Annotated in this window: 18 protein-coding genes and 2 pseudogenes; 13 read left to right on the top strand and 7 right to left on the bottom strand. The window is 70.9% G+C overall.

Going from position 1 to position 24,645, the window contains the following annotated elements; translation table 11 throughout:
* Positions 1-11: 11 nt before the first annotated feature.
* Positions 12-2,594, bottom strand: coding sequence for an alpha-glucan family phosphorylase (gene glgP, locus ACFU5O_RS12010; RefSeq protein ID WP_384239222.1), 2,583 nt, complete (start codon positions 2,592-2,594; stop codon positions 12-14).
* A gap of 366 nt (positions 2,595-2,960) precedes the next feature.
* Between glgP and ACFU5O_RS12005 the strand changes: the two genes are divergently transcribed.
* The 6 genes and pseudogenes from ACFU5O_RS12005 to ACFU5O_RS11980 all read left to right on the top strand — a co-directional run bounded on the left by ACFU5O_RS12005 (position 2,961) and on the right by ACFU5O_RS11980 (position 13,586).
* Complete coding sequence (locus ACFU5O_RS12005; protein WP_384239220.1) at positions 2,961-4,166, top strand: S8 family peptidase; 1,206 nt, start codon at positions 2,961-2,963, stop codon at positions 4,164-4,166.
* A gap of 490 nt (positions 4,167-4,656) precedes the next feature.
* On the top strand, positions 4,657-6,642 hold the full coding sequence (locus ACFU5O_RS12000; protein WP_384239672.1) for a maltotransferase domain-containing protein: 1,986 nt from the start codon (positions 4,657-4,659) through the stop codon (positions 6,640-6,642).
* A pseudogene (gene treS / locus ACFU5O_RS11995) lies at positions 6,639-8,333 on the top strand (maltose alpha-D-glucosyltransferase); the annotation flags it as partial. The gene ACFU5O_RS12000 and the pseudogene treS, both read left to right, overlap by 4 nt.
* A 375-nt stretch (positions 8,334-8,708) precedes the next feature.
* The gene (locus tag ACFU5O_RS11990) at positions 8,709-10,088 is read left to right on the top strand and encodes a maltokinase (RefSeq protein ID WP_384239218.1); all 1,380 of its coding nucleotides are present in this window, start codon (positions 8,709-8,711) and stop codon (positions 10,086-10,088) included.
* 50 nt (positions 10,089-10,138) lie between these two features.
* Positions 10,139-12,448: a 1,4-alpha-glucan branching enzyme gene (glgB, locus tag ACFU5O_RS11985; protein ID WP_384239216.1), complete on the top strand. Its 2,310-nt coding sequence runs from the start codon at positions 10,139-10,141 to the stop codon at positions 12,446-12,448.
* A 181-nt stretch (positions 12,449-12,629) separates the two neighbouring features.
* A complete protein-coding gene (locus ACFU5O_RS11980) occupies positions 12,630-13,586 on the top strand; it encodes a GNAT family N-acetyltransferase (RefSeq protein WP_384239214.1) in 957 nt (318 codons plus the stop codon).
* Here the strand turns inward: ACFU5O_RS11980 and ACFU5O_RS11975 are convergent.
* Both ACFU5O_RS11975 and ACFU5O_RS11970 read right to left on the bottom strand, forming a co-directional pair.
* Positions 13,570-15,804, bottom strand: a complete 2,235-nt coding sequence (locus tag ACFU5O_RS11975) for a HelD family protein (RefSeq protein ID WP_384239212.1) — start codon at positions 15,802-15,804, stop codon at positions 13,570-13,572. The genes ACFU5O_RS11980 and ACFU5O_RS11975 overlap by 17 nt on opposite strands.
* Before the next feature lie 140 nt (positions 15,805-15,944).
* Positions 15,945-16,391 (bottom strand): DUF4259 domain-containing protein, encoded by a 447-nt coding sequence (locus ACFU5O_RS11970; RefSeq protein ID WP_384239210.1) that lies wholly within the window; start codon positions 16,389-16,391, stop codon positions 15,945-15,947.
* A gap of 51 nt (positions 16,392-16,442) precedes the next feature.
* Between ACFU5O_RS11970 and ACFU5O_RS11965 the strand changes: the two are divergent.
* A pseudogene (locus tag ACFU5O_RS11965) lies at positions 16,443-16,985 on the top strand (DUF6817 domain-containing protein); the annotation flags it as partial.
* Positions 16,971-17,531, top strand: a complete 561-nt coding sequence (locus tag ACFU5O_RS11960; RefSeq protein WP_384239670.1) for a S1 RNA-binding domain-containing protein — start codon at positions 16,971-16,973, stop codon at positions 17,529-17,531. The pseudogene ACFU5O_RS11965 and the gene ACFU5O_RS11960, both read left to right, overlap by 15 nt.
* A 201-nt stretch (positions 17,532-17,732) precedes the next feature.
* Here ACFU5O_RS11960 and trxA read toward each other — a convergent pair whose 3' ends face one another.
* From trxA to ACFU5O_RS11945, 3 genes are all read right to left on the bottom strand, one after another.
* Positions 17,733-18,065 carry a thioredoxin gene (gene trxA / locus ACFU5O_RS11955; RefSeq protein WP_384239208.1) on the bottom strand — a complete coding sequence of 111 codons (333 nt, stop codon included), beginning with the start codon at positions 18,063-18,065 and terminating at the stop codon, positions 17,733-17,735.
* A 3-nt stretch (positions 18,066-18,068) separates the two neighbouring features.
* Positions 18,069-18,461 carry a MerR family transcriptional regulator gene (locus ACFU5O_RS11950; RefSeq protein ID WP_384239207.1) on the bottom strand — a complete coding sequence of 131 codons (393 nt, stop codon included), beginning with the start codon at positions 18,459-18,461 and terminating at the stop codon, positions 18,069-18,071.
* A gap of 250 nt (positions 18,462-18,711) precedes the next feature.
* Positions 18,712-19,212 (bottom strand): MarR family winged helix-turn-helix transcriptional regulator, encoded by a 501-nt coding sequence (locus ACFU5O_RS11945; RefSeq protein ID WP_384239205.1) that lies wholly within the window; start codon positions 19,210-19,212, stop codon positions 18,712-18,714.
* Between the two features lie 124 nt (positions 19,213-19,336).
* Here ACFU5O_RS11945 and ACFU5O_RS11940 point away from each other — a divergent pair, with 124 nt between their 5' ends.
* The 3 genes from ACFU5O_RS11940 to ACFU5O_RS11930 all read left to right on the top strand — a co-directional run bounded on the left by ACFU5O_RS11940 (position 19,337) and on the right by ACFU5O_RS11930 (position 22,102).
* The gene (locus tag ACFU5O_RS11940) at positions 19,337-20,242 is read left to right on the top strand and encodes an alpha/beta fold hydrolase (RefSeq protein WP_384239203.1); all 906 of its coding nucleotides are present in this window, start codon (positions 19,337-19,339) and stop codon (positions 20,240-20,242) included.
* 138 nt (positions 20,243-20,380) lie between these two features.
* On the top strand, positions 20,381-21,295 hold the full coding sequence (locus tag ACFU5O_RS11935) for an NAD-dependent epimerase/dehydratase family protein (protein ID WP_384239201.1): 915 nt from the start codon (positions 20,381-20,383) through the stop codon (positions 21,293-21,295).
* Between the two features lie 81 nt (positions 21,296-21,376).
* Positions 21,377-22,102 (top strand): uridine kinase, encoded by a 726-nt coding sequence (locus ACFU5O_RS11930; RefSeq protein WP_384239199.1) that lies wholly within the window; start codon positions 21,377-21,379, stop codon positions 22,100-22,102.
* 81 nt (positions 22,103-22,183) lie between these two features.
* Here ACFU5O_RS11930 and ACFU5O_RS11925 read toward each other — a convergent pair whose 3' ends face one another.
* Complete coding sequence (locus ACFU5O_RS11925) at positions 22,184-22,705, bottom strand: Lrp/AsnC family transcriptional regulator (protein WP_384239197.1); 522 nt, start codon at positions 22,703-22,705, stop codon at positions 22,184-22,186.
* 82 nt (positions 22,706-22,787) lie between these two features.
* Here ACFU5O_RS11925 and ACFU5O_RS11920 point away from each other — a divergent pair, with 82 nt between their 5' ends.
* Together ACFU5O_RS11920 and ACFU5O_RS11915 are read left to right on the top strand one after the other, a co-directional pair.
* Positions 22,788-23,699, top strand: a complete 912-nt coding sequence (locus tag ACFU5O_RS11920) for an NAD-dependent epimerase/dehydratase family protein (RefSeq protein ID WP_384239195.1) — start codon at positions 22,788-22,790, stop codon at positions 23,697-23,699.
* Positions 23,696-24,583, top strand: a complete 888-nt coding sequence (locus ACFU5O_RS11915) for an aldo/keto reductase (protein WP_384239193.1) — start codon at positions 23,696-23,698, stop codon at positions 24,581-24,583. The genes ACFU5O_RS11920 and ACFU5O_RS11915 overlap by 4 nt, the downstream gene beginning before the upstream one ends.
* Positions 24,584-24,645: the final 62 nt, after the last annotated feature.

The raw sequence follows: 24,645 nt of genomic DNA, 5'->3' as shown, positions 1-24,645 counted from the left end.
CGCGCGGGGTGTCAGCGCATCAGCACCCCGGCCCCCTCCCCCGTCGCCTCGGTCGGCAGAGCTACCAGCCCCAGCTCGGCGCCTGAGGCGAGGAGCCGGTGGGCGGGCAGCACCCGTACGGTGTAGCCGAAGGGCCCCGTGCGGTCGAGGGCGAGCGGGCCCTCGTAGACCCGGCGGCCGGCCTCGTCCGGCCCCCCGGCGACCGGCTTCAGCGGAAAGACCTGGGCGTCGGCGATCCCGTCCTCCGAGTCGACCCGGCCCGCCACCGCCTGCACCTCGACGTCGTCCGGCAGGAGTTCGCCGAGCGCGATGCTGACCCGCAGTGCGAGCGTGGAGCCCAGTTCCGCCGTGCCGAGAGCCGTGTCCGCCTCGACGTGGTCGACGGCGACGCCCGGCCATGCCGCGCGCACCCGGCGTTTCCAGGACGCGAGCTCCCGGGCCGCTTCCGGGTCCAGGCCGAGGGCCCGGTGGGCGAGCGCCGCGGGCGCGTACAGCCGGTCCACGTACTCGCGCACCATCCGGCCCGCCAGGACCTTCGGGCCGAGCGCGGTCAGGGTACGGCGGACCATCTCGATCCAGCGGCCGGGAAGTCCGTCCTCGCGACGGTCGTAGAAGAGCGGCGCGATCCGCTCCTCGATCAGCCCGTAGAGCGCGGCGGCCTCCAGGTCGTCGCGGCGGTTGTCGTCGTGGGCCGCGGACTCGTCGGCGGTGGGCACTGCCCAGCCGAAGTCCGGCTCGTACCATTCGTCCCACCAGCCGTCCAACACCGAGAGGTTGAGGCAGCCGTTGAGCGCCGCCTTCATCCCACTCGTTCCGCACGCCTCCAGCGGACGCAGCGGATTGTTGAGCCAGACGTCGCATCCCGGATAGAGCGTGCGCGCCATCGACATCCCGTAGTCGGGCAGGAAGACGATGCGGTGGCGCACCCGCGGATCGTCGGCGAACCGCACCAGCTCCTGGATCAGCCGCTTTCCGCCGTCGTCCGCCGGATGGGCCTTGCCCGCGACCACGATCTGCACCGGACGGGTGGGGTGCAGCAGCAGTTCCAGCAGCCGGTCGCGGTCGCGCAGCATCAGAGTGAGCCGCTTGTACGCCGGGACGCGCCGGGCGAAGCCGATGGTGAGGATGCCCGGGTCGAGCACCCCCTCGATCCAGCCGAGTTCCGCGGTGTCGGCGCCACGCTGGCGCCACGACGTGTACAGCCGCTGCCGTACTTCCCGCACCAGCTGTTCGCGCAGTTCCCGCCGCACGTTCCAGATCTCTGCGTCGCCGGTCTCCGCGACGGTGTCCGCGCCGCCGAGGCGGGACACTTCGGGAGCCACCCAGGTCGGGGCGTGCACCCCGTTGGTGATCGAGGCGATCGGGACCTCGTGCGCGTCGAAGCCCGGCCACAGACCGGCGAACATCTCGCGGCTGACGGCGCCGTGGAGGGTCGAGACACCGTTGGCGCGCTGGGCGAGCCGCAGGCCCATCACGGCCATGTTGAGGACGTTGGCGTCGCCGCCCGGATAGCTCTCCATGCCGAGCCGCAGCAACTGCCCGGCGTCGACCCCCGGCAGTTCGCCGTCGTCGGCGAAGTGCCGGGCGACGAGCTCGCGGTCGAAGCGGTCGATGCCGGCGGGGACGGGGGTGTGCGTGGTGAAGACGGTCCCGGCCCTGACCGCTTCCAGAGCGGCGTCGAAGTCGACTCCGTACGGGATCAGTTCACGGATGCGCTCCAGGCCGAGGAATCCGGCGTGGCCCTCGTTGGTGTGGAACACCTCGGGCTCGGGGTGACCGGTCAGTGCGCAGTACGCGCGGACCGCGCGCACCCCGCCGATGCCGAGGAGCATCTCCTGCAGCAGCCGGTGCTCGCTGCCGCCGCCGTACAGCCGGTCGGTGACATCACGCTCGCCCGGCGCGTTCTCCTCCACGTCCGAGTCGAGGAGCAGCAGCGGTACGCGGCCGACCTGGGCCTGCCAGACCCGGGCGCGCAGCGAGCGGCCCCCGGGGAGGGCGAGAGCGACCTGCGTCGCGGTGCCGTCGGCCTCCCGCAGGAGGGTGAGGGGCAGCTCGTCGGGATCGAGGACGGGGTAGTGCTCCTGTTGCCAGCCGTCGCGCGACAGGGACTGGCGGAAGTAGCCGTGGCGGTAGAGGAGTCCGACGCCGATCAGCGGAACACCGAGGTCGCTGGCCGCCTTGAGGTGGTCCCCGGCGAGTATGCCGAGGCCGCCCGAGTACTGCGGCAGTGCGCCGGTGATGCCGAACTCGGGCGAGAAGTAGGCGACCGCGGCGGGCAGTGGCCCGCCGTCCGCTTCCTGTTCCTGGTACCAGCGGCGGCCACCGAGGTAGTCGCCGAGGTCGCGGTCGGCGTCGGCCAGCCGGTGGAGGAACTGCCGGTCCCCGGCGAGCACGGCGAGCCGCCGGGCGGACACGGCGCCGAGCAGCCGTACGGGGTCGCCACCGGCTGCCCGCCACCCTTCGGGGTCGACGTCCCGGAAGAGTTCCCGGGTCCGGGTGTGCCAGGACCAGCGCAGATTGCGGGCCAGCTCGCTGAGCGGGCCGAGGGGTTCGGGGAGGACGGGGCGGACGGTGAATCGACGAATGGCCTTCACAGGTCCCACCTTCGCAGCGGAGGTACGCATCCGGGGACGCACAACGCTGGGCGCCCGATGAGGATGTTGCCTTCGCTCCCCGACGGTAGTGGTGTCCCGCCTCATCATCCACGGCGCGAGAAGGGCGCATCGTGACGGCAGTACCCCGGCGCGGCCCGGCCGGTGGAACGACGGCGGCGCAGCCCTCGCACCGTCCCCGTCCCCTCCCCGCACGACAGGTATGACCGATTCCGCCCCCTCGTGCGACCTTGTGGCGATCGAGGGTGCACGAGAGGCTGGCGGCCGGCGCGCCTGTGTCCGACGGGGTCCTCGGTTCCTTCCCGACTCCGTACGGAGCGCGCCCGGTTGAGGAGGGAAACGCAGCGCATGAGACTGGAGCGACCACACGCAGGGCGGGCGGCACTGACCGCCCTCTCCGTGGCGGCAGTCCTCTCCGCCGTCGCACTGCCCGCCGCCAGGGCCGCACCGCCCGAGGGCCGCATCGTGGGCGCCGGAGCACCCGGCGCCGTCGGCGACAGCTACATCGTGACGCTCAGACCGGGACCGGACGGCGTCAGAGCCCCGTCCGGTGTGACCAAGGACCTCGCACGCAAGTACGGGGCGAGCATCCGGCACACCTACGGCTCGGCGCTCAACGGCTGTGCGGTCCGCGCCGACGCCGCCTCCGCGAGACGCCTCGCGGCCGACCCCCGGGTCGCCTCGGTCGTCCAGGACACGGCGGTGCGTCTGGAAGGCGCCCAGCCCTCCCCGCCCTGGGGGCTGGACCGGACGGACCAGCGGACCCTTCCGCTCGACGCCTCGTACAGCTGGCCGAAGGGCGGGGGCCGGGGCACCACGGTGTACGTCATCGACACCGGTGTCCGCACCTCGCACCGCGACTTCGGGGGCCGGGCCCGCAGCGGCTGGGACTTCATCGACGGTGACGCCACCGCGCAGGACGGCAACGGCCACGGCACCCATGTCGCCTCCATAGCCGCCGGCACGTCGTACGGCGTGGCGAAAGGGGCGGACGTCGTCGGAGTGCGGGTGCTGGACCACGCGGGTGCGGGCACCACGGCGCAGGTGATCGCCGGGGTCGACTGGGTGACGAAACACGCGCGCAGGCCCGCGGTGGCGAATCTGAGCCTGGGCGGGTACGCCAACCCCCAGCTCGACGCGGCCGTCCGCAACTCCATCGCCTCGGGAGTCACGTACACCATCGCCGCCGGCAACGCGGGGCTGCCGGCCCGGCTGTTCTCCCCGGCGCGGGTCCGGGAGGCGATCACGGTCGGCGCGACGGACGGCCGGGACAGACGGGCGGGCTTCTCCAACTGGGGCGCGGGCCTTGACCTGTTCGCCCCCGGCGTCGGCATCACCGCGGCCGCGCACACCGGTGACACCGCCTCGCAGACCCTCTCCGGTACGTCGATGGCGTCCCCGCACGCGGCGGGCGCGGCCGCGCTGTATCTCGCCGGCCATGCGCGGGCCACTCCGGCCGACGTGGTCAGCGCCCTGACGGACGGCGCGTCAGAAGGCCGCGTCACACGTCCGGGACCGGGCTCCCCGAACCGGCTGCTGCAGGTGACCGGCTGACCCACCCTGCCGCAGCCGCCGAGAACCGGTCCCGCCGCACCGGCGGGGCCGGTTCTCCTTTCCGGCCCGGCGGCCACAGGCTGCACGGAGTCCCGGGGCGCGCGCGTCCTGTCCGCTCCGCCACCTCCCGGCAGTGCTGCACCCTCCGGGGGACCCCATCGGACCCCCGGCGGAGAAGCCCGGGGGCGCGCGTGTCTTGTCCGCTCCGCTACCTCCTAGTAGTTAACGAACCACCGGATTGCCCCCCGGTTGTGCGTGGGAAGGCTCCCCCGGTACCCACCGACGCTCACGCATACACACGCATCTATTCGAGTGAACGCGGACAGGAGCGGCCATGCCCGCAGCCCGCCAGTCGTCGACGGAGCAGTTACAAAGAACTCCCGCACCCCGTGAAGCGGACCCGCCCGCTCCACCCGCCGTGCCCGCTCCACCCGCCATGCCTGCTCAGCCCGCCATGCCCGCACAGCCACCAGGTGATGCCGTGAAACCGCTGATTGGCCGCATTCCCGTCCTGGACGTACGTCCGCTCGTCGACTGCGGCAGAAGGCCCGCCAAGGCGGTGACCGGCGAGACCTTCCAGGTCTCCGCCACGGTCTTCCGAGAAGGCCATGACGCGGTCGCGGCCAACGTCGTGCTCCGCGACCCCGGCGGGCGGTCCGGCCCCTGGGCACCGATGCGCGAACTCGCGCCCGGCACCGACCGCTGGGGTGCCGACGTCACTCCCGACGCCGAGGGGTCGTGGACCTACAGCGTCGAGGCGTGGAGCGATCCGCTGGCCACCTGGCGCCATCACGCCGGCATCAAGATCCCGGCCGGTATCGACACCGAGCTGGTGCTCGCCGAGGGCGCCGAGCTGTACGAGCGGGCCGCCGCGGGCGTACCGAAGCAGGACGGCCGGGAAGCGGTCCTCGCCGCCGCGGACGCGCTCCGCGACGAATCCCGGGCGCCCGGGGACCGGCTCGAGGCCGCGCTCTCCCCCGAGGCCGCCGCCGCGCTCGCGCGGCACCCGCTGCGTGAACTGGTCACCGCCTCCGACCCGTTGCCGCTCCAGGTCGAGCGCCCCCGTGCGCTGTTCGGGTCCTGGTACGAGTTCTTCCCGCGCTCCGAGGGCGCCAGGGTCAGGCGTGGCAGGCTCGTCCCCGGCACCTTCAGGACGGCGGCACAGCGGCTTCCCGCCATCGCCGCCATGGGCTTCGACGTCGTGTATCTGCCGCCGATCCACCCCATCGGCACCACCTTCCGCAAAGGCCCCAACAACTCCCTCGAAGCGGGCCGCGACGACGTCGGCGTGCCCTGGGCGATCGGCTCGCCCGAGGGCGGTCATGACGCGGTCCACCCGGATCTCGGCACGCTCGAGGACTTCGACGCGTTCGTGCGCTGCGCCCGCGATCTGCGGATGGAGGTCGCCCTCGACTTCGCGCTGCAGTGCTCGCCCGACCACCCGTGGGTCCAGAAGCACCCGGACTGGTTCCATCACCGCCCCGACGGCTCCATCGCCTACGCCGAGAATCCGCCGAAGAAGTATCAGGACATCTATCCGATCGCCTTCGACAAGGACATGGAGGGCCTGGTCAAGGAGACCTCGCGGGTGCTGCGGCACTGGATGGACCACGGCGTGCGGATCTTCCGCGTGGACAACCCGCACACCAAGCCGGTCGTCTTCTGGGAGAAGGTGATCGGCGAGATCAACAGCACGGACCCCGATGTGATCTTCCTGGCCGAGGCGTTCACCCGGCCCGCGATGATGCACACCCTGGCGGCGATCGGCTTCCAGCAGTCGTACACGTACTTCACCTGGCGCAACACCAAGCAGGAGCTCACGGAGTATCTGACCGAGCTTTCCGGCGACGCCGCCGCCTGCATGCGCCCCAATTTCTTCGTGAACACCCCGGACATCCTGCACGCCTACCTCCAGCAGGGCGGTCGCCCCGCCTTCGAGGCGCGGGCGGTGCTCGCCGCGACACTGGCCCCCACATGGGGGGTGTACGCGGGCTACGAGCTGTGCGAGAACACTCCGCTCAAGCCGGGCAGCGAGGAGTACCTGGATTCGGAGAAATACCAACTGCGGCCCCGCGACTGGGAGTCGGCCGAGCGCGAGGGGCGCAGCATCGCCCCGCTGATCAGCAAGCTCAACCGGATCAGGCGCCGCCATCCGGCGCTCCAGCAGCTGCGGAACCTCCACTTCCATCACGCCGACAACGACGCCGTGATCGTGTACAGCAAGCGATCGGGTTCGAACATCGTTCTGGTGGTCGTCAATCTCGATCCCCACCACACCCAGGAGGCGACGGTCTCGTTTGACATGCCGGTGCTCGGCCTCGACCGGCACGAGACCGTACCGGTGTGCGACGAGCTCACCGGCGAGACCTATCACTGGGGCAGGGCCGCCTATGTGCGCCTCGAGCCGGGCGTCACGCCTGCGCACATCGTGGTCCTGCGACCGTCCCCGCCGATCGGAGGGTCACCCACATCATGATCGTCAACGAGCCCGTCCACGACCTCTTCGAGGACACCCCCGCGAAGGACCGGGATCCCGACTGGTTCAAACGCGCCGTCTTCTACGAAGTGCTCGTACGGTCCTTCCAGGACAGCAACGGCGACGGCATCGGCGACCTCAAGGGCATCACCGCCAAGCTCGACTATCTGCAGTGGCTGGGCGTCGACTGTCTGTGGTTGCCACCGTTCTTCAAGTCGCCGCTGCGTGACGGTGGTTACGACGTCTCCGACTACACGTCGGTGCTTCCGGACTTCGGCGACCTGGCCGACTTCGTGGAGTTCGTCGACGCGGCGCACCAGCGCGGTATGCGGGTCATCATCGACTTCGTCATGAACCACACCAGCGATCAGCACCCGTGGTTCCAGGAGTCCCGCAAGGACCCGACCGGGCCCTACGGCGACTACTACGTCTGGGCCGACGACGACAAGCAGTTCCAGGACGCGCGGATCATCTTCGTCGACACCGAGACCTCCAACTGGACCTTCGACCCCGTCCGCAAGCAGTACTACTGGCACCGCTTCTTCTCCCACCAGCCGGATCTCAACTATGAGAACCCGGTGGTGCAGGACGAGATCATGGCCGCCCTGCGCTTCTGGCTCGACCTGGGGATCGACGGCTTCCGCCTCGACGCCGTGCCGTACCTCTACCAGGAGGAGGGCACCAACTGCGAGAACCTGCCGGCCACCCACAACTTCCTCAAGCGCGTCCGCAAGGAGATCGACGCCCACTACCCGGACACGGTGCTGCTGGCCGAAGCCAACCAGTGGCCGGAGGACGTCGTCGACTACTTCGGCGACTTCCCGGCCGGCGGCGACGAATGCCATATGGCGTTCCACTTCCCGGTGATGCCAAGGATCTTCATGGCGGTACGACGCGAGTCCCGCTATCCGGTCTCCGAGATCCTGGCCAAGACCCCGGAGATCCCGCAGAACTGTCAGTGGGGCATCTTCCTGCGCAACCACGACGAGCTCACGCTCGAGATGGTCACCGACGAAGAGCGCGACTACATGTACGCGGAGTACGCCAAGGACCCGCGGATGCGCGCCAACATCGGCATCCGGCGCCGCCTCGCGCCGCTGCTCGACAACGACCGCAACCAGATCGAGCTGTTCACCGCTCTGCTGCTGTCCCTGACGGGGTCTCCGATCCTGTACTACGGCGACGAGATCGGGATGGGCGACAACATCTGGCTGGGCGACCGGGACGCGGTACGGACGCCCATGCAGTGGACCCCCGACCGCAACGCCGGCTTCTCGTCGTGCGATCCCGGCCGTCTCTATCTGCCGACCATCATGGATCCGGTCTACGGCTACCAGGTCACGAACGTCGAGGCGTCGATGGCATCGCCGTCGTCGCTGCTGCACTGGACCCGGCGCATGATCGAGATCCGTAAGCAGAATCCCGCCTTCGGGCTCGGCTCCTACACCGAACTGCCCTCGTCGAACCCGGCGGTGCTGGCGTTCCTGCGGGAGTACAAGGACGATCTCGTCCTGTGCGTGAACAACTTCTCGCGGTTCGCCCAGCCGACGGAGCTGGATCTGCGGAGGTACAACGGCCGTCATCCGGTCGAGCTGATCGGCGGGGTGCGCTTCCCGGCCATCGGTGAGTGGCCGTATCTGCTGACTCTCGCGGGCCACGGCTTCTACTGGTTCCGGCTGCGCAAGGAGGCGGTGAAGGACGCCGTGGTGAACGAAGCCGTGGTGAACGAAGCCGCCGTGAAGGCCGCCACCGCGTCGGCCGCGTCCGGGAAGGGCGGCGACGGGGCAGGTCCCGGCGCAGGTCCCCGCGTGAAGAAACCGGCAGCGAAGAGGGCCAGGCCGAAGAAGGCCTGATTCCGGCACATGCCATGTCGTGTGCGGGGCGGTTGCATCGCCCCGCACGGGGCACGCTCCCCTTCATATCGAGTCCGTACGGACCATCCTCGCCCGACACTCCTGGTGCCTACGGCGGGGGGACCCCCATGCACAGCCCGGACAGCCTATATTTACCGCAATCCGGGACACTCTTCGCATCCTGTGGTGTGCCCGGGGAAAGGACGCGATGCCATGTCGGAGGCTGCATCCACCCGGACCCCGGTGGCTCTGCTTCCCTCGCTCACCCCGCTGCTGCTCCAATGGCTGCCCAGGCAGCGCTGGTTCGCGGGCAAGGGACGCCCCGTCGCCGGCTTCTCCCTGGTATCGGCGGCCGAGCTGCTGCCGGTCGACTCGGTGAGCCCCGGTCTGCTGCATCTGCTCGTCCGCGTCCAGCAGCCCGGACCGCCGGGCGGAAAGGGAGCCGCCGGGGAGAGTGCCGACTGCTATCAGCTGCTGATCGGCGTGCGGACCACCCTGCCGCCCCATCTCGCCCCCGCCCTGATCGGCCGCGTACAGCGCGGCCCACTGGCAGGCCGGACCGTCTACGAGGGCCTGCACGACCCCCGGCTCGCCGCCCTGCTCCTGGAGCGGCTGCGTACTCCCGGCAGGTTCGGCACGCTCCGCTTCGACGCGACCGTGCCCGTGCACGGTGGACTGCCCGCCCGGTTCCTGGACACGGAGCAGTCCAACTCCTCACTGGTGTTCGGCGATTCGTACATCCTCAAGATCTTCCGCAGGGTGTATCCGGGCACCAATCCCGATCTGGAGCTGCCGCTCGCACTCGCGCGCGCCGGCTGTGACCGGGTGCCGGCACCCGTCGCCTGGTACGAATCGGCCACCGCTCAGCCCGCGACGCTGGGTGTGCTCCAGCCCTATCTGCGCGGTTCGCGGGACGGCTGGCAGCTGGCACTGAAGGCGCTGGCCGCGGATCGCGACTTCACCGATGAGGCGAGGGCCCTCGGGCGGGCCACGGCCGAGGTGCACACCGCGCTGGCCGCGGCGCTGCCGACCATGACCCTGAGCCGGGCGCAGACCGAGCATCTGGCGACCGCCATGAACGAGCGGCTGGACGCCGCCGTACGGGCGGTTCCCACGCTGCTCCCCTACGTACGGGGCCTGCGCGCCGCCTTCGACGGGATCGCAGAGGCGGGGCTCGACGGTGACGGGCACGCCCAGCGCATCCACGGTGATCTGCACCTGGGCCAGACCCTGCGCACCCCCGACGGGGGCTGGTCGGTCATCGACTTCGAGGGCGAGCCCGCCCGCCCACTGGCCGAGCGCCGCCGGATGCAACCGCCCGTCCGGGACATCGCGGGGATACTGCGCTCGTTCGACTACGCGGCCCGCTCGCACCGCCCGTGGAACCCCGCCTGGGCCGGGCGCTGCCGGGCGGCGTACTGCGAGGGCTACGCCGAGGCCTCTGGCACCGACCCCCGTGCCCAGCCGGAGCTGCTGCGTGCCTACGAGACCGACAAGGCCGTCTACGAGGTCGTGTACGAGGCCCGGCACCGGCCGGACTGGCTGCCGGTGCCGATGGCGGCGATCCAACGGCTTGCCGGGCCGGGAGCCTGACGCCCCGAACCCCACCGCCCTTCCCCCAACACGCCAAGGAGGCCGCCCCCGTGACCCCCCGCAAGCCCGCCGCCCAGCCCCCCGACAAACGACCCGCACCCGGCACCCCTTCCACCGCCGCACCGGCGGCCTCTCCTGCCAGGAAGGCGTCGGCGGGCAGCCACGGCGTACGTCCGGCGAAGCCGCTCGGCGACACCGACCGGGAGCGACTGCTCAGCGGCACGCACCACGATCCGCACGCGCTGCTCGGCGCTCACTCGGTGCGCGGCGGGGTGGTGATCCGGGTACTGCGCCCCTATGCCGAGTCGGTAACGGTCCTGGCCAAGGGGCTGCGCGCGGAGCTGCACGAGGAGGGTGAGGGCTTCTTCTCGGGTGTGCTGCCCCTGCGTCAGGTGCCGGAGTACTCGCTGCAGGTCGCGTACGAGGACGCCACGGTCGAGTTCGCGGACCCCTACCGGTTCCTGCCCGCGCTCGGCGAACTCGATCTGCATCTGATCGGGGAGGGCCGGCACGAGGAGCTGTGGCAGGCTCTCGGCGCCCGCCCGATGACCCACCAGGGCGTGACCGGCACCCGCTTCACGGTCTGGGCGCCGAACGCCCGTGGAGTGCGGGTCGTCGGTGACTTCAACCACTGGGACGGCACGGCCTGTCCACTGCGTTCGCTGGGCTCGTCCGGGGTGTGGGAGCTGTTCGTACCGGGGGTCGGCGAGGGGGCACTGTACAAGTTCGACATCGCCCGGCCCGACGGTTCCCACACGCTGCGCGCCGACCCGATGGCGCGGCGAACCGAGGTTCCGCCCGCCAACGCCTCTGTCGTCACCGAGGCCCACCATGTGTGGCGTGACGACGAGTGGATGGCACGCCGCGATGACCGGCCGGTGCACGAGGCCCCGTTCTCCGTCTACGAGGTACACCTCCCGTCCTGGCGACCCGGACTGACCTATCGTCAGCTTGCCGCGCAACTTCCGTCGTATGTGCGTGACTTGGGTTTCACGCATGTGGAGCTGATGCCGGTCGCCGAGCATCCCTTCGGGGGTTCCTGGGGCTATCAGGTCACCGGCTTCTACGCCCCGACGGCCCGGATGGGTTCCCCCGACGACTTCCGGTATCTGGTCGACGCCCTCCACCGGTCGGGCATCGGGGTCATCGTCGACTGGGTCCCGGCACATTTCCCCAAGGACGACTGGGCGCTGGCCGAGTTCGACGGCCGGCCGGTGTACGAGCACACCGACCCGGCACGGGCCGCGCACCCGGACTGGGGCACGCTCGAGTTCGACTACGGCCGCAAGGAGGTGCGCAACTTCCTCGTCGCCAACGCCGTCTACTGGTGCCAGGAGTTCCACATCGACGGGCTGCGGGTGGACGCGGTCGCCTCCATGCTCTATCTCGACTACTCGCGTGAGCACGGCGAATGGAGCCCCAACGAGTACGGCGGCCGGGAGAATCTGGACGCCGTCGCCTTCCTGCAGGAGATGAACGCGACCGTCTACCGGCGCTGTCCCGGCGTCGTCACGATCGCCGAGGAGTCCACGGCCTGGGACGGCGTCACGCGGGCCACCCACCATGTCGGCGAAGGCGGCTTCGGCGGTCTCGGCTTCGGCCTGAAGTGGAACATGGGCTGGATGCACGACTCGCTCGGCTATGTCGAGCACGAACCGGTGCACCGCAAGTTCCACCACAACGAGATGACCTTCTCGATGGTGTACGCGTACAGCGAGAACTACGTGCTGCCGATCTCGCACGACGAGGTCGTGCACGGCAAGCGGGCACTGGTGTCGAAGATGCCCGGCGACTGGTGGCAGCAGCGCGCCGATCACCGGGCGTACCTCGGCTTCATGTGGGCGCACCCCGGCAAGCAACTCCTCTTCATGGGGCAGGAGTTCGCCCAGGGCGCCGAATGGTCGGAGGGCCACGGTCCGGACTGGTGGCTGCTCGATCCGTCGTACGACGCCGAACCGGACCACCGTGGCGTACGGGACCTGGTACGCGAGCTCAACACCGTGTACGCGGCGACCCCCGCGCTGTGGCAGCGGGACACCGTCCCCGAAGGCTTCGCCTGGGTCGACGGCGGGGCCGCCGAGGACAACGTCTTCGCCTTCCTCCGGTTCGACGCGCAGGGCACGCCGTTGCTCGCGGTGTCCAATTTCTCGCCGGTGGTCCGCCACGAGTACCGGCTGGGCGTGCCGTCCGCCGTCTCCGCGTGGGCGGAGGCGCTGAACACTGACGCCTCGCGCTTCGGCGGCAGCGATGTCCTCAACGCCGACCCGCTGAAGCCGGAGTCCGTCGCGGCCCATGGTCACCGGACCAGCATCCAGCTCACTCTGCCGCCGCTGGCGACGGTGTGGCTGAAGCCTGTGTGAGGGCGGCGACCGGCATGGCGGCTGCCGGGGCCGGCGACCGACGGCCGCCTTCGCGGACGGCTGCGCCCCAGGGCGATCCGGCGACCCTGTGCCGGCTCCGGGGGCCCGGCCTGACCCTGGGGTGCGCCCTGGCCCGCAAATAGAGGTGCCGGGGGACAGCGGCGCGGGTTAGCTTCCGCACATGCCTCCCCGTCATGCCCTGCGCCCCTTCACCGTCGGCGACATCGAGACCGCGGCCGCGCTGCTCGCGGCCCGCTGTCCCGGTCTCGCCGGCCCCGCCGACCTGCTGCGACGCGCCTGGGAGGACGGTGCGCGGGGCGCGATCACGGAGAACGGCTATCTCCTGGCCCGGCCGGGCGACGGGGAACGCGGCCGCCATGTGTGGACGGCGGCGGAGTGTTCCGCCGGGGAACCGGACGCGTTGCGCCGGCTGTACACGCATCTGGCGGCCGGCTGGCTCGCGGACGGCCGGGGCCATCACTACGTGCTGGCGCCGGTCGCGGACGTACCGGTGTGGCAGTCGCTCTGCTTCGCCTACGAGCAGGTGCACGGGGTGCGGGAGCTGAAGGCTCCGGAGGCGGGCGCCGACGGGACGGCGACCGCCGGCCCCGGGCAAGGGGCCGCCGGAGCGGGGGGATTCCGTATCCGGGCCGCCGGACCCGATGATCTCGACCGGCTTGCGCCCCTGTTCCCCCTCGTCGCGGAAGCGCACACCGCCTCCCCCGTCTTCGCGTACATCGAGAGTGACTTCCACGGGAACCTGCGCCCAGGCCATCTGGAGGCCCTCGAGGACCCGTCGATCGCGTACTGGATGGCTGAGGACCCGGGGGGCGAGGCACTGGGAATCGTCCTGATGAGGACGATCCCGGAGGCCGAGGCGTCCTGCCTCACCCCTGCCGGGTCCATCGAGCTGCTGATCGGGGCGACGGCCGTGAGGGTCCGGGGTACGGGCGTGGGCCGAGCGCTGACCGAGCACGCCCTGGCCGACGCGGCCCGCCGGGGTTTCCGGGCCTGTGTCACCGACTGGCGCGCCGCCAACCCCGAGTCCTCCGTCTTCTGGCCGAACCGCGGCTTCCGGCCGGTCGCCCACCGGATGCACCGCATTCTCGACCCCCGCCTGCTCAGCCCTTCGGCCTGAGCCCCGCGGGAAGCTCACCGGTGTGCACGAGGCCGAGGCGCTGGGTGGCCCGGGTCAACGCCACATAGAGGTCGCTCTCCCCGAACCACCCCGGCTCCACCACGATCACCGAATCGAATTCGAGCCCCTTCGCCTGACGCGGGTCGAGCAGCACGACCGCCCGGGTCAGATCGACCGTTCCCTCCCCCAGCGCCCGCAGCTTCCCGTGCAACGCCCGTGGCGCGATCACCGCCAGCCGCCCGTCCGGCGGCGTCTCGCGCTCCACCGCGGCCAGCACCGCCCGGGTCAGGTCCCGCTCCGGGACCCGCTCCGCCCATGGCTCGGTCCCGGTCGCCCGCACCGACTTCGGCGGCTCGAAGCCCGGATACGTGACCCGTCGCGCGGCCGCCGCCAGATCCATGATCTCCGCGGGCGTACGGTAGTTGACGCCGAGCCTCGCGTGCTCCCAGCGGTCACCCACGTACGGATCGAGGATCCTCTTCCAGGAACCGCACCCGGCCGCGTCGGCGGTCTGCGCCGGATCGCCGACCAGGGTCATGGAGCGGTTCGGGCTGCGCCTCATCAGCAGCCGCCAGGCCATGGCCGACAGTTCCTGCGCCTCGTCGACGATGATGTGCCCGAACGCCCACGTCCGGTCGTCGGCGGCGCGCTCCGCGGCACTGCGGTGGTCGGCCTCCTCCTGCCGCTCGGCCATGCGCTCGGCGTCGATGATGTCGTGGGCGGCGAGGACCTCCGACGCGTCCTCGTCGATGTCCTCCTTGTCCTCGAACTCATAGGTGCGGGAGGCGTAAGAGACGTCGAGAACGCCCTGCGCGTACGCGATCTGCCGGGCTCGCTCGGCCTCGGCTGCGGCCCGCGCGGCGGAGTCGTCCTCACCGAGGAGTTCGGCGGCCTCGTCGAGGAGCGGGACGTCGGCGGGTGTCCAGTCACCGTGCGGGCGCCGGATCAACTCGGCTTCGTCCTCCGCGAGATGGGTCGGGTCGGCCAGATAGTCCGCCAGGAACTCCTGCGGGGTGAGCGGGGGCCAGAGGGAGGCGATCGCCGCGTGTACGTCGGCGCTGGCGGCGATGCCCTTGCCGAGCTGGGCGATGTCGTCGGGACCGAGGAAGTTCGGACCGCCGTAGGGGTCGGCGCCGATGCGGTCGGCGAGCTGGGTGGTGAGATCGTCGATGATACGGAAGGCGAAGTAGGGACGGGCGAGATTGTGCGGCAGCCCGGTCTCCCAGGCCTTGTGCCGGGCCTCCACGGCCATGTCCCAGTCGAGGATCAGGTCCCCGTCGTCGTGCCGGACGACGATCGGCTCGCACTTGTCGGGAACCTGCTGCCGGTCGCGCACGGCCTCTGCCAGGACAGCGGCCATCTCGGCCCGGCCCTTGACGGCGACGGCCGCGGGGCTGTCGGTCCCGGTGGCGTGGACGCCGGGGAACAGTTCGCCGACGGTCGCCAGGAGTACGCCCGTCTCGCCGAGCGAGGGCAGCACCTCGCCGATGTAGCCGAGGAACGCCGGGTTGGGCCCGACGATCAGCACGGCCCGCTTGGCCAGCTGCTCGCGGTGCGCGTACAGCAGATACGCGGCCCGGTGCAGCGCGACGGCCGTCTTCCCGGTTCCCGGCCCGCCCTCCACCACGAGCACGCCGTGATGCGAGGCACGGATGATGTGGTCCTGCTCGGCCTGGATCGTCGAGACGATGTCCGCCATCCGGCCGGTGCGCGCGCTGTTGAGGGCTGCCAGCAGCACCTCGTCGGCGTCGTGCGACTCGTAGCCGGTGCGGGTGGTGTCGCTGAGATCCATGATCTCGTCGTGCAGCGCGGTGACGATGCGCCCCTGGGTGGTGATGTGCCTGCGCCGGCGCAGCCCCATGGCTTCGTATCCGGTCGCGAGATAGAACGGCCGCGCGACAGGCGCCCGCCAGTCGATGAGCAGCGGGGTGCGCTCGGTGTCGTCGCGCCGGATTCCGGCGCGGCCGATGTGGTAGGTGACGCCGTCACGCCGGTCGATCCGCCCGAAACACAGCCCGGTGTCCGCGGCATTCAGCGCGGCGAGCGTGGCGGAGTGCTCGACGACGGCGACATCCCGTTCGATGCGCGCCTGGCGCCCGGTCCCGTTCTGCCCCACGGCGGCGGACACGGCGGCTTCCGCCTCCGCTCTGAGCCGGTCCAGCCGCTCATGAACGAGGGAGACGAATTGTTGTTCCTGCCGCAATTCCTCGGTTGACAATTCAGCTCCTGACGCGATACAGTCCGCTTATTGAAGTTTCCTGCGTTTCCATTGTGCCCGCATGCGGAACCAATAAATATACGCGAAAAAATACCCCGGCCGTCAATTCGGTCCGGGGTTTCTTGTTTGCGGGCCGGTGCTCAACGCGGGACGGGTGCACCCTCGCCGAGCACGGCCCGCATCCGTGCGAGAACGACCCGCCATTCGTCGGCGTCGCCCGCGTCCACCCAGAGGTCCGCCAGTTCGGACTCGGGCGCGAGGATGCGGTCGATGGCCCGCACCGCCAACGCCTGACAGTCCGCCGGCAACGTCGGCACGGGCTCCTCCGGCCCGTACACGGGGTGGACCGGGTCTCCGCCCGGCAGCCCTGCCGCGACGAGCGCGGCGGCGGCAAGCGCCTCGTCCGCATCGGGCGCCTCGACGTACTCCGGCTCCTCCACGACCCGGAGCAGTGCGGCCCGGATGTGCCCGCCCCTGTCCTCCGGCGCGAGTTCGTCGAGATCACCTGCGAAATCCGCCGCCGTGTCGTTCTCGAACGGCCCCGTACCCCATGTGCCCATGGCGAAAATCCCCACCTTGTCGATCATCCTTGACTGCTGCATCGTGACAGGCGGCACTGACAGCGGGGGGAATCGGTCATGGCAGGGACGGTCGACGGAAGAGCGGAACGCGCGGACGCGCTGCTGCGGGCGTGCGGGGCCGGGCGAACGGACCATCCCGGCGGGACCCTGCTCGCACATCTGGAACGGGTGCGGGACCGGCTCGCCCAGTGGGGGGCGCGGCCGGAGCTGCAACTGGCGGGACTGTGCCATGCGTTCTACGGAACGGACGGGTTCGGCACGTCACTCCTGCCGCTGGAGCGGCGCGAGGAGTTGGCCGCCGCCATCGGGCAGGAGGCGGAGGAGCTCGTGTACTTCTACGCGAGCTGCGACCGCGAGGCCTCGTACGGCACGCTGACGTCGGACGACCCGGTGTTCCGGGACCGGTTCACGGGCGCGACGTCCACTCCGTCGCCGGGGCTGCGACGGGACTTCGCCGAGCTGACCGCCGCCAACGAGCTGGACCTCGCCGTGGTGAACGACGAGTTCCGCGCTCGTTGGGGCGGGCAACTCCTCATGCTGTTCGCCCGGTTCACCCCCCTGCTGAGCGAGGCGGCCCGCAAGGATCTGCGTACGGGACTGGACCCCGGCGGCGAGGCACGGGCCGCGTTTCTGCGGACCCTGGAAAAGGGCGAGGTCCGGCACGGGGTGGTGTCCGGCACCGAAAGCTTCGGCGTGTTCGTCGAACTGGGCGGCGGTGCCGACGGATTCATCAACTGCGCCGAGCTGACATGGTCCTCGGGAGGCTTCTCCCACACGTCCGAGATCGTGAGCGTCGGCCAGGAGATCACCGCCACGGTCCTGGACGTCGACCGGACACGCCTGCAGGCGCAACTGTCCCTCAAGGACCTTGAGCAGGACCCGCTGCGTGACTTCGCGCGCACGCAGCTGGGCCGGACCGTGCCCGGGGTCGTCACGCGGCTCCTGCCGATGGGAGCCTTCGTCCGCGTACATGACGGAGTCGTGGGCTTGGTCCCCGTCGCCGAACTGGCAGAGCCCTGGCCGCAGGTCGGCGACGAGGTCAGGGTCGAGGTGACCGGCGTCAACGTCACCCACCGCCGGGTCGGGCTGGCGCTGCGCCAGGCCGTGTCCTCGAACCGGTCCGTGACCGGAAAGGTCGCCGAGTAGCTCGCGGCGCCCGGTGCGGTGCATCGCAAGGCGATGGGGGCACCCCCGGCCGGAGGATGGGGGATCGCCCCCGTACGGGGCGTACTCGGGCGACTGACGACAACACCGCCGACGCAGCGAGTGCGCGTACCGGGGGCACCTCCCGGGCGAAGCTCCGGGGGAGTCGCCGGCCGGCGGGAGTTCCCGAACACGGCCCGGCCGTCAGATCACGTCCTCCAGTTCCTGCAGCAGCTTCCGCTTCGGCCGGGCGCCCACCATCGACTTCACCGGTTCGCCGCCGCGGAACACCATCAGCGTCGGCATGGACAGGACGCCGTACCGCATCGTGACCTCAGGGTTGGTGTCCACGTCGAGCTGGACGACCTTGACGCGGTCCGGCTCCTGCGCGGCCACGGCGCTCAGCACCGGGGCCAGTTGGTGGCACGGGCCGCACCAGGCGGCCGTGAACTCGACCAGGACCGGGAGCTCCGCGCCCAGCACCTCCGTGGCGAAGTCCGCGTCCGTCACCGCCGCGACGCCATCTGCCTTTGTCATCCGTCATCCTCCCCATTCGCACTGTGGGTCAGGGCCGCCCGGCACCTGGGCCTCGGCCCGCAAGAGCTGCGCTCCGACCTCCGCGCGCACCGCCTGGAGCTGGTCGATGAGCGCGTCGAGCTCCGTGAGTTTGCGCCGGTAGACGGCGAGCGAGGCGGGGCACGAGTCCCCCGCCGGGTGCCCGGCCCGCAGGCACTCCACGAAGGGTCTGGTCTCCTCCAGCTCGAACCCGAAGTCCTGCAGCGTCCTGATCTGCTGGAGCAGCCGCAGATCGTCCTCGTCGTACGTGCGGTAGCCGTTCACCGCACGCCGGGCGGGAAGCAGCCCGCGGGACTCGTAGTAGCGCAGGGTGCGGGTCGTCGTCCCGGCCCGCTCCGCCAGCTCGCCGATTCGCATGCCTTCGACCGTAAGCCTTGACGCCGGGGTCAAGGAAAGCCCGGCCGGAACGGGATAGGCCGCGGCCTCGTGCGTCGTCACAGGGCCGCTTCGGGCAGGATGCCCTCGTCATGACGCCCCACCTGGGCGGTTCGACCGCCGCAGGAACGACGGCAGCGGTCCCCGCACCGAAGCGAGGAGCAGCATCCGATCCGGCAGCGTCCGACCCCACCGCCGCAGTGACGGTCCGGCCGCCGCTCCCCTGCCGCCATCAGGGCGCGGGCTGTGCGGGCTCCGGGGCATCGGGACAGTCGCGGGGGGCGATGGTGGCGTCGGTGAGGTGCTTGAGGACGTCCGCGAGTGCCGGGACGAGGTCGGCGGGGATGTGGTCGAGGACCCGACGGCGGGCGCTGGCCAGGTGGGCGGGCTGCGCGGCCTTCACACGCCGGTCACCCGCGTCGGTCAGGACGGCGACGTTGCCGCGGGCGTCGGATCCGTGGCGTTCCTTGGACACCATGCCGTGAGAGCGCAGGGTGTCGACGACACGGGTGATGCGCGAAGGTGTCAGCCCGGTCGCGGCGGCCAGCTCGGACATGCGCATGCGCCGGTCGGGAGCCTGGCCGAGCGTGAGCAGGACGGCGAACTCGGTCATCGACATCCCGGAAGCCCGGCCCATGTCGTCCTCCAGCACCCTCGGCAGGGCGTGCACCAGTCGCCCCAGGGACTGCCACAGCAGCATCTCGTCAGGAGTCAGGGGCGGGGTGTCGTTCATGACCACCTACGATGCCCGAATTTATTTGACGAGGCAAGGAACCATGCTATTACTTGCCTGAGCAAGCAATAGTCGGGTCGGGGCGAGAACCTCAGCCGCCCGGCATGAGAGCCAGGAGGACGCCATGAGCAAGCCCCCGCTTCCCCCCGACGTGCCCGCGCCCGGCAGCGGCGTGCCCGGCATGGAGGGCTTCACCCACGAGTACGCCGTCGTGAACGGTGTGCGGCTGCACTACGTGACCGGCGGGCAGGGGCCTGCCGTCGTACTCGTCCACGGCTGGCCGTTCACCTGGATCGAGTGGCGGGCGGCGATGCCGCCGCTCGCCGAAGCCGGATTCACGGTGATCGCGCCGGACCTGCGCGGCTCGGGCGATTCCGGGAAGCCGGCCTCCCGCTGGACCAAGCGGGAGGAGGCGGAGGACCTGCACCGTCTGGTGCGGCACCTAGGTCTGTCCGAGGTCAATGTGGTGGGCACCGACATCGGCACGATGGTCGCCCACGCCTGGGCCCAGGCATACCCGGACGAGGTCCGCCGGGTGGTCCTCAGCGAGGCGTTCCTGCCCGGCTTCGGCCTGGAGAAGCACATGGACCCGGCCACCGGCGGCTCATGGCACTTCGGTTTCCACGCCCAGGTCGAGCTGGCCGCCATGCTGACAGCCGGCAAGGAGGAGCAGTACCTGGGCGGGTTCTGGTCGATGATGACCGCCGGCGGGCTGACCGGGGCGGACCGGGCCGAACTGCTGCGCGCCTACCGGGCGCCGGAGGCGATGCGCGGGGGCTTTGAGCACTACGCCACGCTCGTCGAGGACGGCCGGGCCGCCCGCACCGCCGGACGCCTCGCCATGCCGGTGCTCGTCCTCAACGGTGAGCACGGCCTGCCCCAGCAGATCCTGCTGGACGGCGCCCGCGAGGCGGCCACCGATGTGCGCGCGGACCTCGTGCCCGGCAGCGCGCACACCATCGGCGCCGACAACCCCGCCTGGCTCGCGGACCGACTGGCCCGCTTCTTCCGCCCAGGACCCCCCGCGTGACCGGGACGGGCAATCGCCCGCCACCGATCGACGCCGGATTCGTCGCCGCCCCACCGGCCAGGACGGAACACCGGGTCGCCGTGCCGTCCTGAACCACCGAAGAACCCCGAGAACACACGAGAACACAGGAGCACCACCATGAAGATCTTCGTCACCGGAGCCACTGGCTACGCCGGCTCCCGCGTGTCCGCCGCCCTCTCCCGCGCGGGCCACAGGGTGCTGGGCCTGGCCCTCGACGCCTCCTCGGAGGCCGCACAGGCCCTTTCCCGGTCCGAAGTGACCCCCGTCCAGGGGGACTTCTCCCGGCCCGAAACCTGGCGCGGCCACCTGGATGGGGTCGACGCGGTCGTCCACCTGCTCCTGGACATGGGCGACCCCCTCGGCTCGGACCAGCGCCTGTTCGCCGAACTCACCGCCGCCCAGGAGCGCGACGGGCGCCGCCGCCACCTCGTGTACACGACCGGCATCTCCTCCTACGGCCGTACCGGTCTGCCGCTGATGGACGAGAACACCCCCGGCAACCCCGACGGTCCGCTCGCCTTCCGCTTCCAGCTGGAGAAGGAGCTCGCCGCCACCGGCCTGTCCCACACGATCGTGCGCCCCGGCTTCATGTACGGCGGGGCCGCCACGACCTCGATGACCGGTCAGTGGTTCGCAGCCGCCGAGGCCGGCAAGCCCGTCTTCCACGGCGACACCGACAAGCGCTGGAGCTGGGTCCATGTCGACGACCTCGCCCGGGCGTACGTCCGCATCCTCGACAACCCCGCGGCCGTCGACGGCGAGACGTTCGTCATCGCCGACGACCAGCGTCTGCGCGCCCTCGACCTGCAGACCAGCGCGGTCCGCGCCGCCGGCTGCACCGCCGAGATCTCCCTGGAGACCGCCGAGGCCGGCGGCATGATGCAGATGGCCGCCGACCAGGACGAACTCGTCTCCAGCGCCAAGGCCCGCCGCCTGCTCGGCTGGACCCCGCACCACGCCTCCTTCACCGACGGTGCCGACATCCACTACCGCGCCTGGAAGGCGGCTCAGCCCGTCGAACGGCCCGTGTGATCGGTCGGCCGGGGCGGGGCCTCCCCCGCCCCGGCCGGCTCCCGGGACATGCCCCGCGATGCTTGGGAATAGGTTCATGACATGAGATCACCGCGGGCGGAAGTGCATCACTCGGTCTCCACCTGGCAGCAGCCGTGCCCCCCGGCGGCTTCCGCCGAACGCGGCGCCCTGGTCGAGGAGATCGCCGAGCGCGTCCAGGCTCTGGGGCGGGAACGTCTGCTGGTGGGGATCGACGGTTTCACCGCGGCGGGCAAGACGAGCTTCGGACATGAACTGGCCGAGTCGCTGAGCGCAGCGGGACGCCCCGTGCTGAGGGCGACCCTCGACGACTTCAAGAAGCCGTGGAGGGAACGGCACCTGTACGACCGGGAATCGGGCGAGGGCTACTACCGCAACGCGTACGACTACGAGGCGGTCAGGCGCCTGCTGCTCGACCCCTGCCGGTTGCCGGAGGCAGCGGCCTGTGCGCTGTGCAGCATCGATCCGCTGACGCAGCGGGATCACTCCACGGCGACCACACCCGTCCCGGCGGACGCGGTGCTGATCGTCGACGGCCTCTTCGCGTTCCGGCCCGAGATCAACGAGTACTGGGATTTCCGTGTCTGGCTGCGGGTGGACGCCGAACTGTCCGTACGGCGAGGGGCGGAGCGTGACCAGGACTGGGCCGGGTCAGAGGCGGAGTCCATCCACCGCGACAGATATCTCGTGGCGGAGGAGATCTATCTGCGGGAGGTCGACCCGCTGCCGATGGCGGACGTCGTCATCGACAACTCGGTGTTCGCCCGTCCGCGCCTCATGGCCTTGTGATGCGGTGCGGCGTCGCCGGAGCTGCAAGGTGACCGGCCCGCCGTTCGCGCGCAGGCACTCACCGGCGGGTGAACGCGCGGGTCACCGGTCTGCCGGCAGCAGAGGCTTGTGTCCGACCGGCGACGACAGCACGATCGACGTCGTCGTACGGCCGAACGCGGACGTCTGTTCCAGGACGTCCTCCAGATGCTCCGTGTCCGTCACGGCGACCTTGAGGATCCAGCAGTCCTCACCGACGACATGGTGCGCCTCGACGACCTCGGGGCGGGCAAGCAGCTCCATGGTCCTCGGGTGCTTCAGGGTGTAGCCGCCATGCGGGTTGACCCTGATGAAGGCCTGGATGCCGTAGCCGAGCCGGGCCGGGGACACATGCGCTCCGTAACCCGTGATCGCGCCGCATGCCTCCAGGCGGCGCACGCGCTCTGCGACGGCGGCGGGGCTGAGCCGTACCTGCCGGCCGAGTTCGCTCAGTTTGATCCGGCCGTCGGTCTGGACGAGCTCCAGGATCTGGCGGTCCACCCGGTCGTAGGCGGTCGCCGAGGTTTCGTCGGCGGCGGTGCGCAGATGCCGTGGTTCTTTCGGTGTGGCGGCCGGAACTCCCATGACTCCCCCTTCAGGACGCGGCCCGTCAACGTAACACTGGAGGTGCCGGCGGAAAACGCCGGGAATTCGGGGAGGAGTTGGCATGCGCGACGTGTGTGTCATCGGTGGCAACCGCTATTTCGGGAAGAGGCTGATCCAGCGGCTGCTGAATGCGGGAGTGCACGTCACCGTCGTCAATCGCGGCTCTTCCGCGCCGCCCGACGGGGCCGTCCATCTTGTGGCGGACCGCGATGTCGAGGCGGCCCTGGCGGATGCGCTCGGCTCGCGCACCTTCGATGTGGTCGTCGACCAGGTCTGCTACACCCCGCGCCAGGCGGAGATCGCCCGGCGTGTCTTCGCCGGCCGCACACGCCGTTATGTGATGACGTCGACCGTCGAGGTGTACGAGCACGAGGACTCCGCCGACCTGATCCGGGAGGACGCCGTCGACCCCCGTGACATCGCGGTCGATCTCGCGCTGCCCTGGGACGACACCGCTTTCCTCGAGTCGAACTACGGCGAGGGCAAGCGCCAGGCGGAGGCGGTCTTCGCGCGCGGGCCCGGGTTCCCCTACGCGGCGGTGCGGGTCGCCCATGTGCTGGGCGGGGACGACGACTTCACCGGCCGACTGGACCACTACGCGGAGCGTATCCGGGCGGGTGAGCCGATCGCCGTGCCTCTCGCGAATCGTTCGGCGACCTATGAGTACGTCGAGGAGATCGCCGCATTCCTGGAATGGGCGGCGGGCGCGGAATTCACCGGCCCGGTGAACGCGGCGGCCCATGGACGGCTCACCACGGCCGACATCTGCGCGGAGGTGGCTGCCCTGACCGGCGGCACGGTGGAATTCCGCCCGACGGAGTCGGGTCCGTTCTCGCCGTTCTCCTTCGACCGCTCGTACGGAATGGACAACTCCCTCGCCGAGAAGCTCGGATTCCGCTTCGGGCGCAGCAGGGAGTGGCTCGGGCGGGCCGTTGCCGAGACGGTCGGCCCGGGCACGGGGGAGGCGAAGTGACGACGGCGACACGGTCGGTCGGTGACATCCGGGTGGGTGCGATCGGGCTGGGCGCGATGCCCCTGTCCATCGAGGGACGCCCCGACGAGACACGAGCGAGGGCCACGATCCACACCGCGCTCGACGCGGGCGTCACCCTGATCGACACGGCCGACTCGTACCACCCGCCGGGCGAGGAGGCGGGCGCGGGTGAGCTGCTCGTCGCGCGGGCCCTCGCCGCGTACGGCGGCGGCACGGACGGGATCCTCGTCGCCACCAAGGGCGGCCGGGGGCGGACGGCCGACGGCGACTGGTCCGTCAACGGCGATCCACGCCATCTGAAGCGGGCCGCAGAGGCATCCGCCGGGCGCCTGGGTGTGGCGGCCATCGGGCTCTATCAGCTGCACAAGCCCGATCCGGCCGTTCCGTACGCCGATTCGCTGGGCGCGATCCGTGAACTGCTGGACGCGGGAACGGTCAGGCTGGCCGGGATCTCCAACGTCGACACCAGGCAGATCGGCCAGGCCCGGGAGATCCTGGGCGACCGGTTGGTGTCGGTGCAGAACCGCTACTCTCCTGCCGTCCGTGACAGCGAGGCAGAGCTGCGTCTCTGCGCGGAGCTGGGGCTGGCGTTCCTGCCGTGGAGCCCGCTCGGCGGGATCTCCCGCAGTTCGCTGGACGGGGCGGCGGCGCAGGGCGTGAAGCCCGCCTTCGCGGGCTTCCACCAGGTGGCGCGCGAGCGCGGGGTGAGCCCGCAGCGGGTGGCGCTCGCGTGGCTGCTGGCGAAGTCGCCCACGGTGATCCCCATTCCGGGAGCGAGCAGGCCGGAGTCGGTGAGGGACTCGGCGGCTGCGGGGGATCTCGTACTGGACGAGGCGGAACTGGCGCTCCTGGGCGCGGGGTGAGGGCCGGGCGAGGCGGAGCGAGGGACAACGCCGGGTGACGCCACGGCGGTACCGGCCGGCGT

It is taken from the genome of Streptomyces sp. NPDC057445 (genome assembly GCF_042802855.1).
In the GTDB taxonomy this organism is placed as follows: Bacteria; Actinomycetota; Actinomycetes; order Streptomycetales; family Streptomycetaceae; genus Streptomyces.
This window is presented reverse-complemented; position numbering and strand designations above follow the sequence as displayed.

Bases quoted from the DNA above. Each gene is read 5' to 3' on its own strand.
- ACFU5O_RS12005 (WP_384239220.1), top strand. From the start codon at position 2,961: ATGAGACTGGAGCGACCACACGCAGGGCGGGCGGCACTGACCGCCCTC.
- ACFU5O_RS11990 (WP_384239218.1), top strand. From the start codon at position 8,709: ATGTCGGAGGCTGCATCCACCCGGACCCCGGTGGCTCTGCTTCCCTCG.
- ACFU5O_RS11980 (WP_384239214.1), top strand. From the start codon at position 12,630: ATGCCTCCCCGTCATGCCCTGCGCCCCTTCACCGTCGGCGACATCGAG.
- ACFU5O_RS11970 (WP_384239210.1), bottom strand. From the start codon at position 16,391: ATGATCGACAAGGTGGGGATTTTCGCCATGGGCACATGGGGTACGGGG.
- trxA (WP_384239208.1), bottom strand. From the start codon at position 18,065: ATGACAAAGGCAGATGGCGTCGCGGCGGTGACGGACGCGGACTTCGCC.
- ACFU5O_RS11950 (WP_384239207.1), bottom strand. From the start codon at position 18,461: ATGCGAATCGGCGAGCTGGCGGAGCGGGCCGGGACGACGACCCGCACC.
- ACFU5O_RS11945 (WP_384239205.1), bottom strand. From the start codon at position 19,212: ATGAACGACACCCCGCCCCTGACTCCTGACGAGATGCTGCTGTGGCAG.
- ACFU5O_RS11940 (WP_384239203.1), top strand. From the start codon at position 19,337: ATGAGCAAGCCCCCGCTTCCCCCCGACGTGCCCGCGCCCGGCAGCGGC.
- ACFU5O_RS11935 (WP_384239201.1), top strand. From the start codon at position 20,381: ATGAAGATCTTCGTCACCGGAGCCACTGGCTACGCCGGCTCCCGCGTG.
- ACFU5O_RS11930 (WP_384239199.1), top strand. From the start codon at position 21,377: ATGAGATCACCGCGGGCGGAAGTGCATCACTCGGTCTCCACCTGGCAG.
- ACFU5O_RS11925 (WP_384239197.1), bottom strand. From the start codon at position 22,705: ATGGGAGTTCCGGCCGCCACACCGAAAGAACCACGGCATCTGCGCACC.
- ACFU5O_RS11920 (WP_384239195.1), top strand. From the start codon at position 22,788: ATGCGCGACGTGTGTGTCATCGGTGGCAACCGCTATTTCGGGAAGAGG.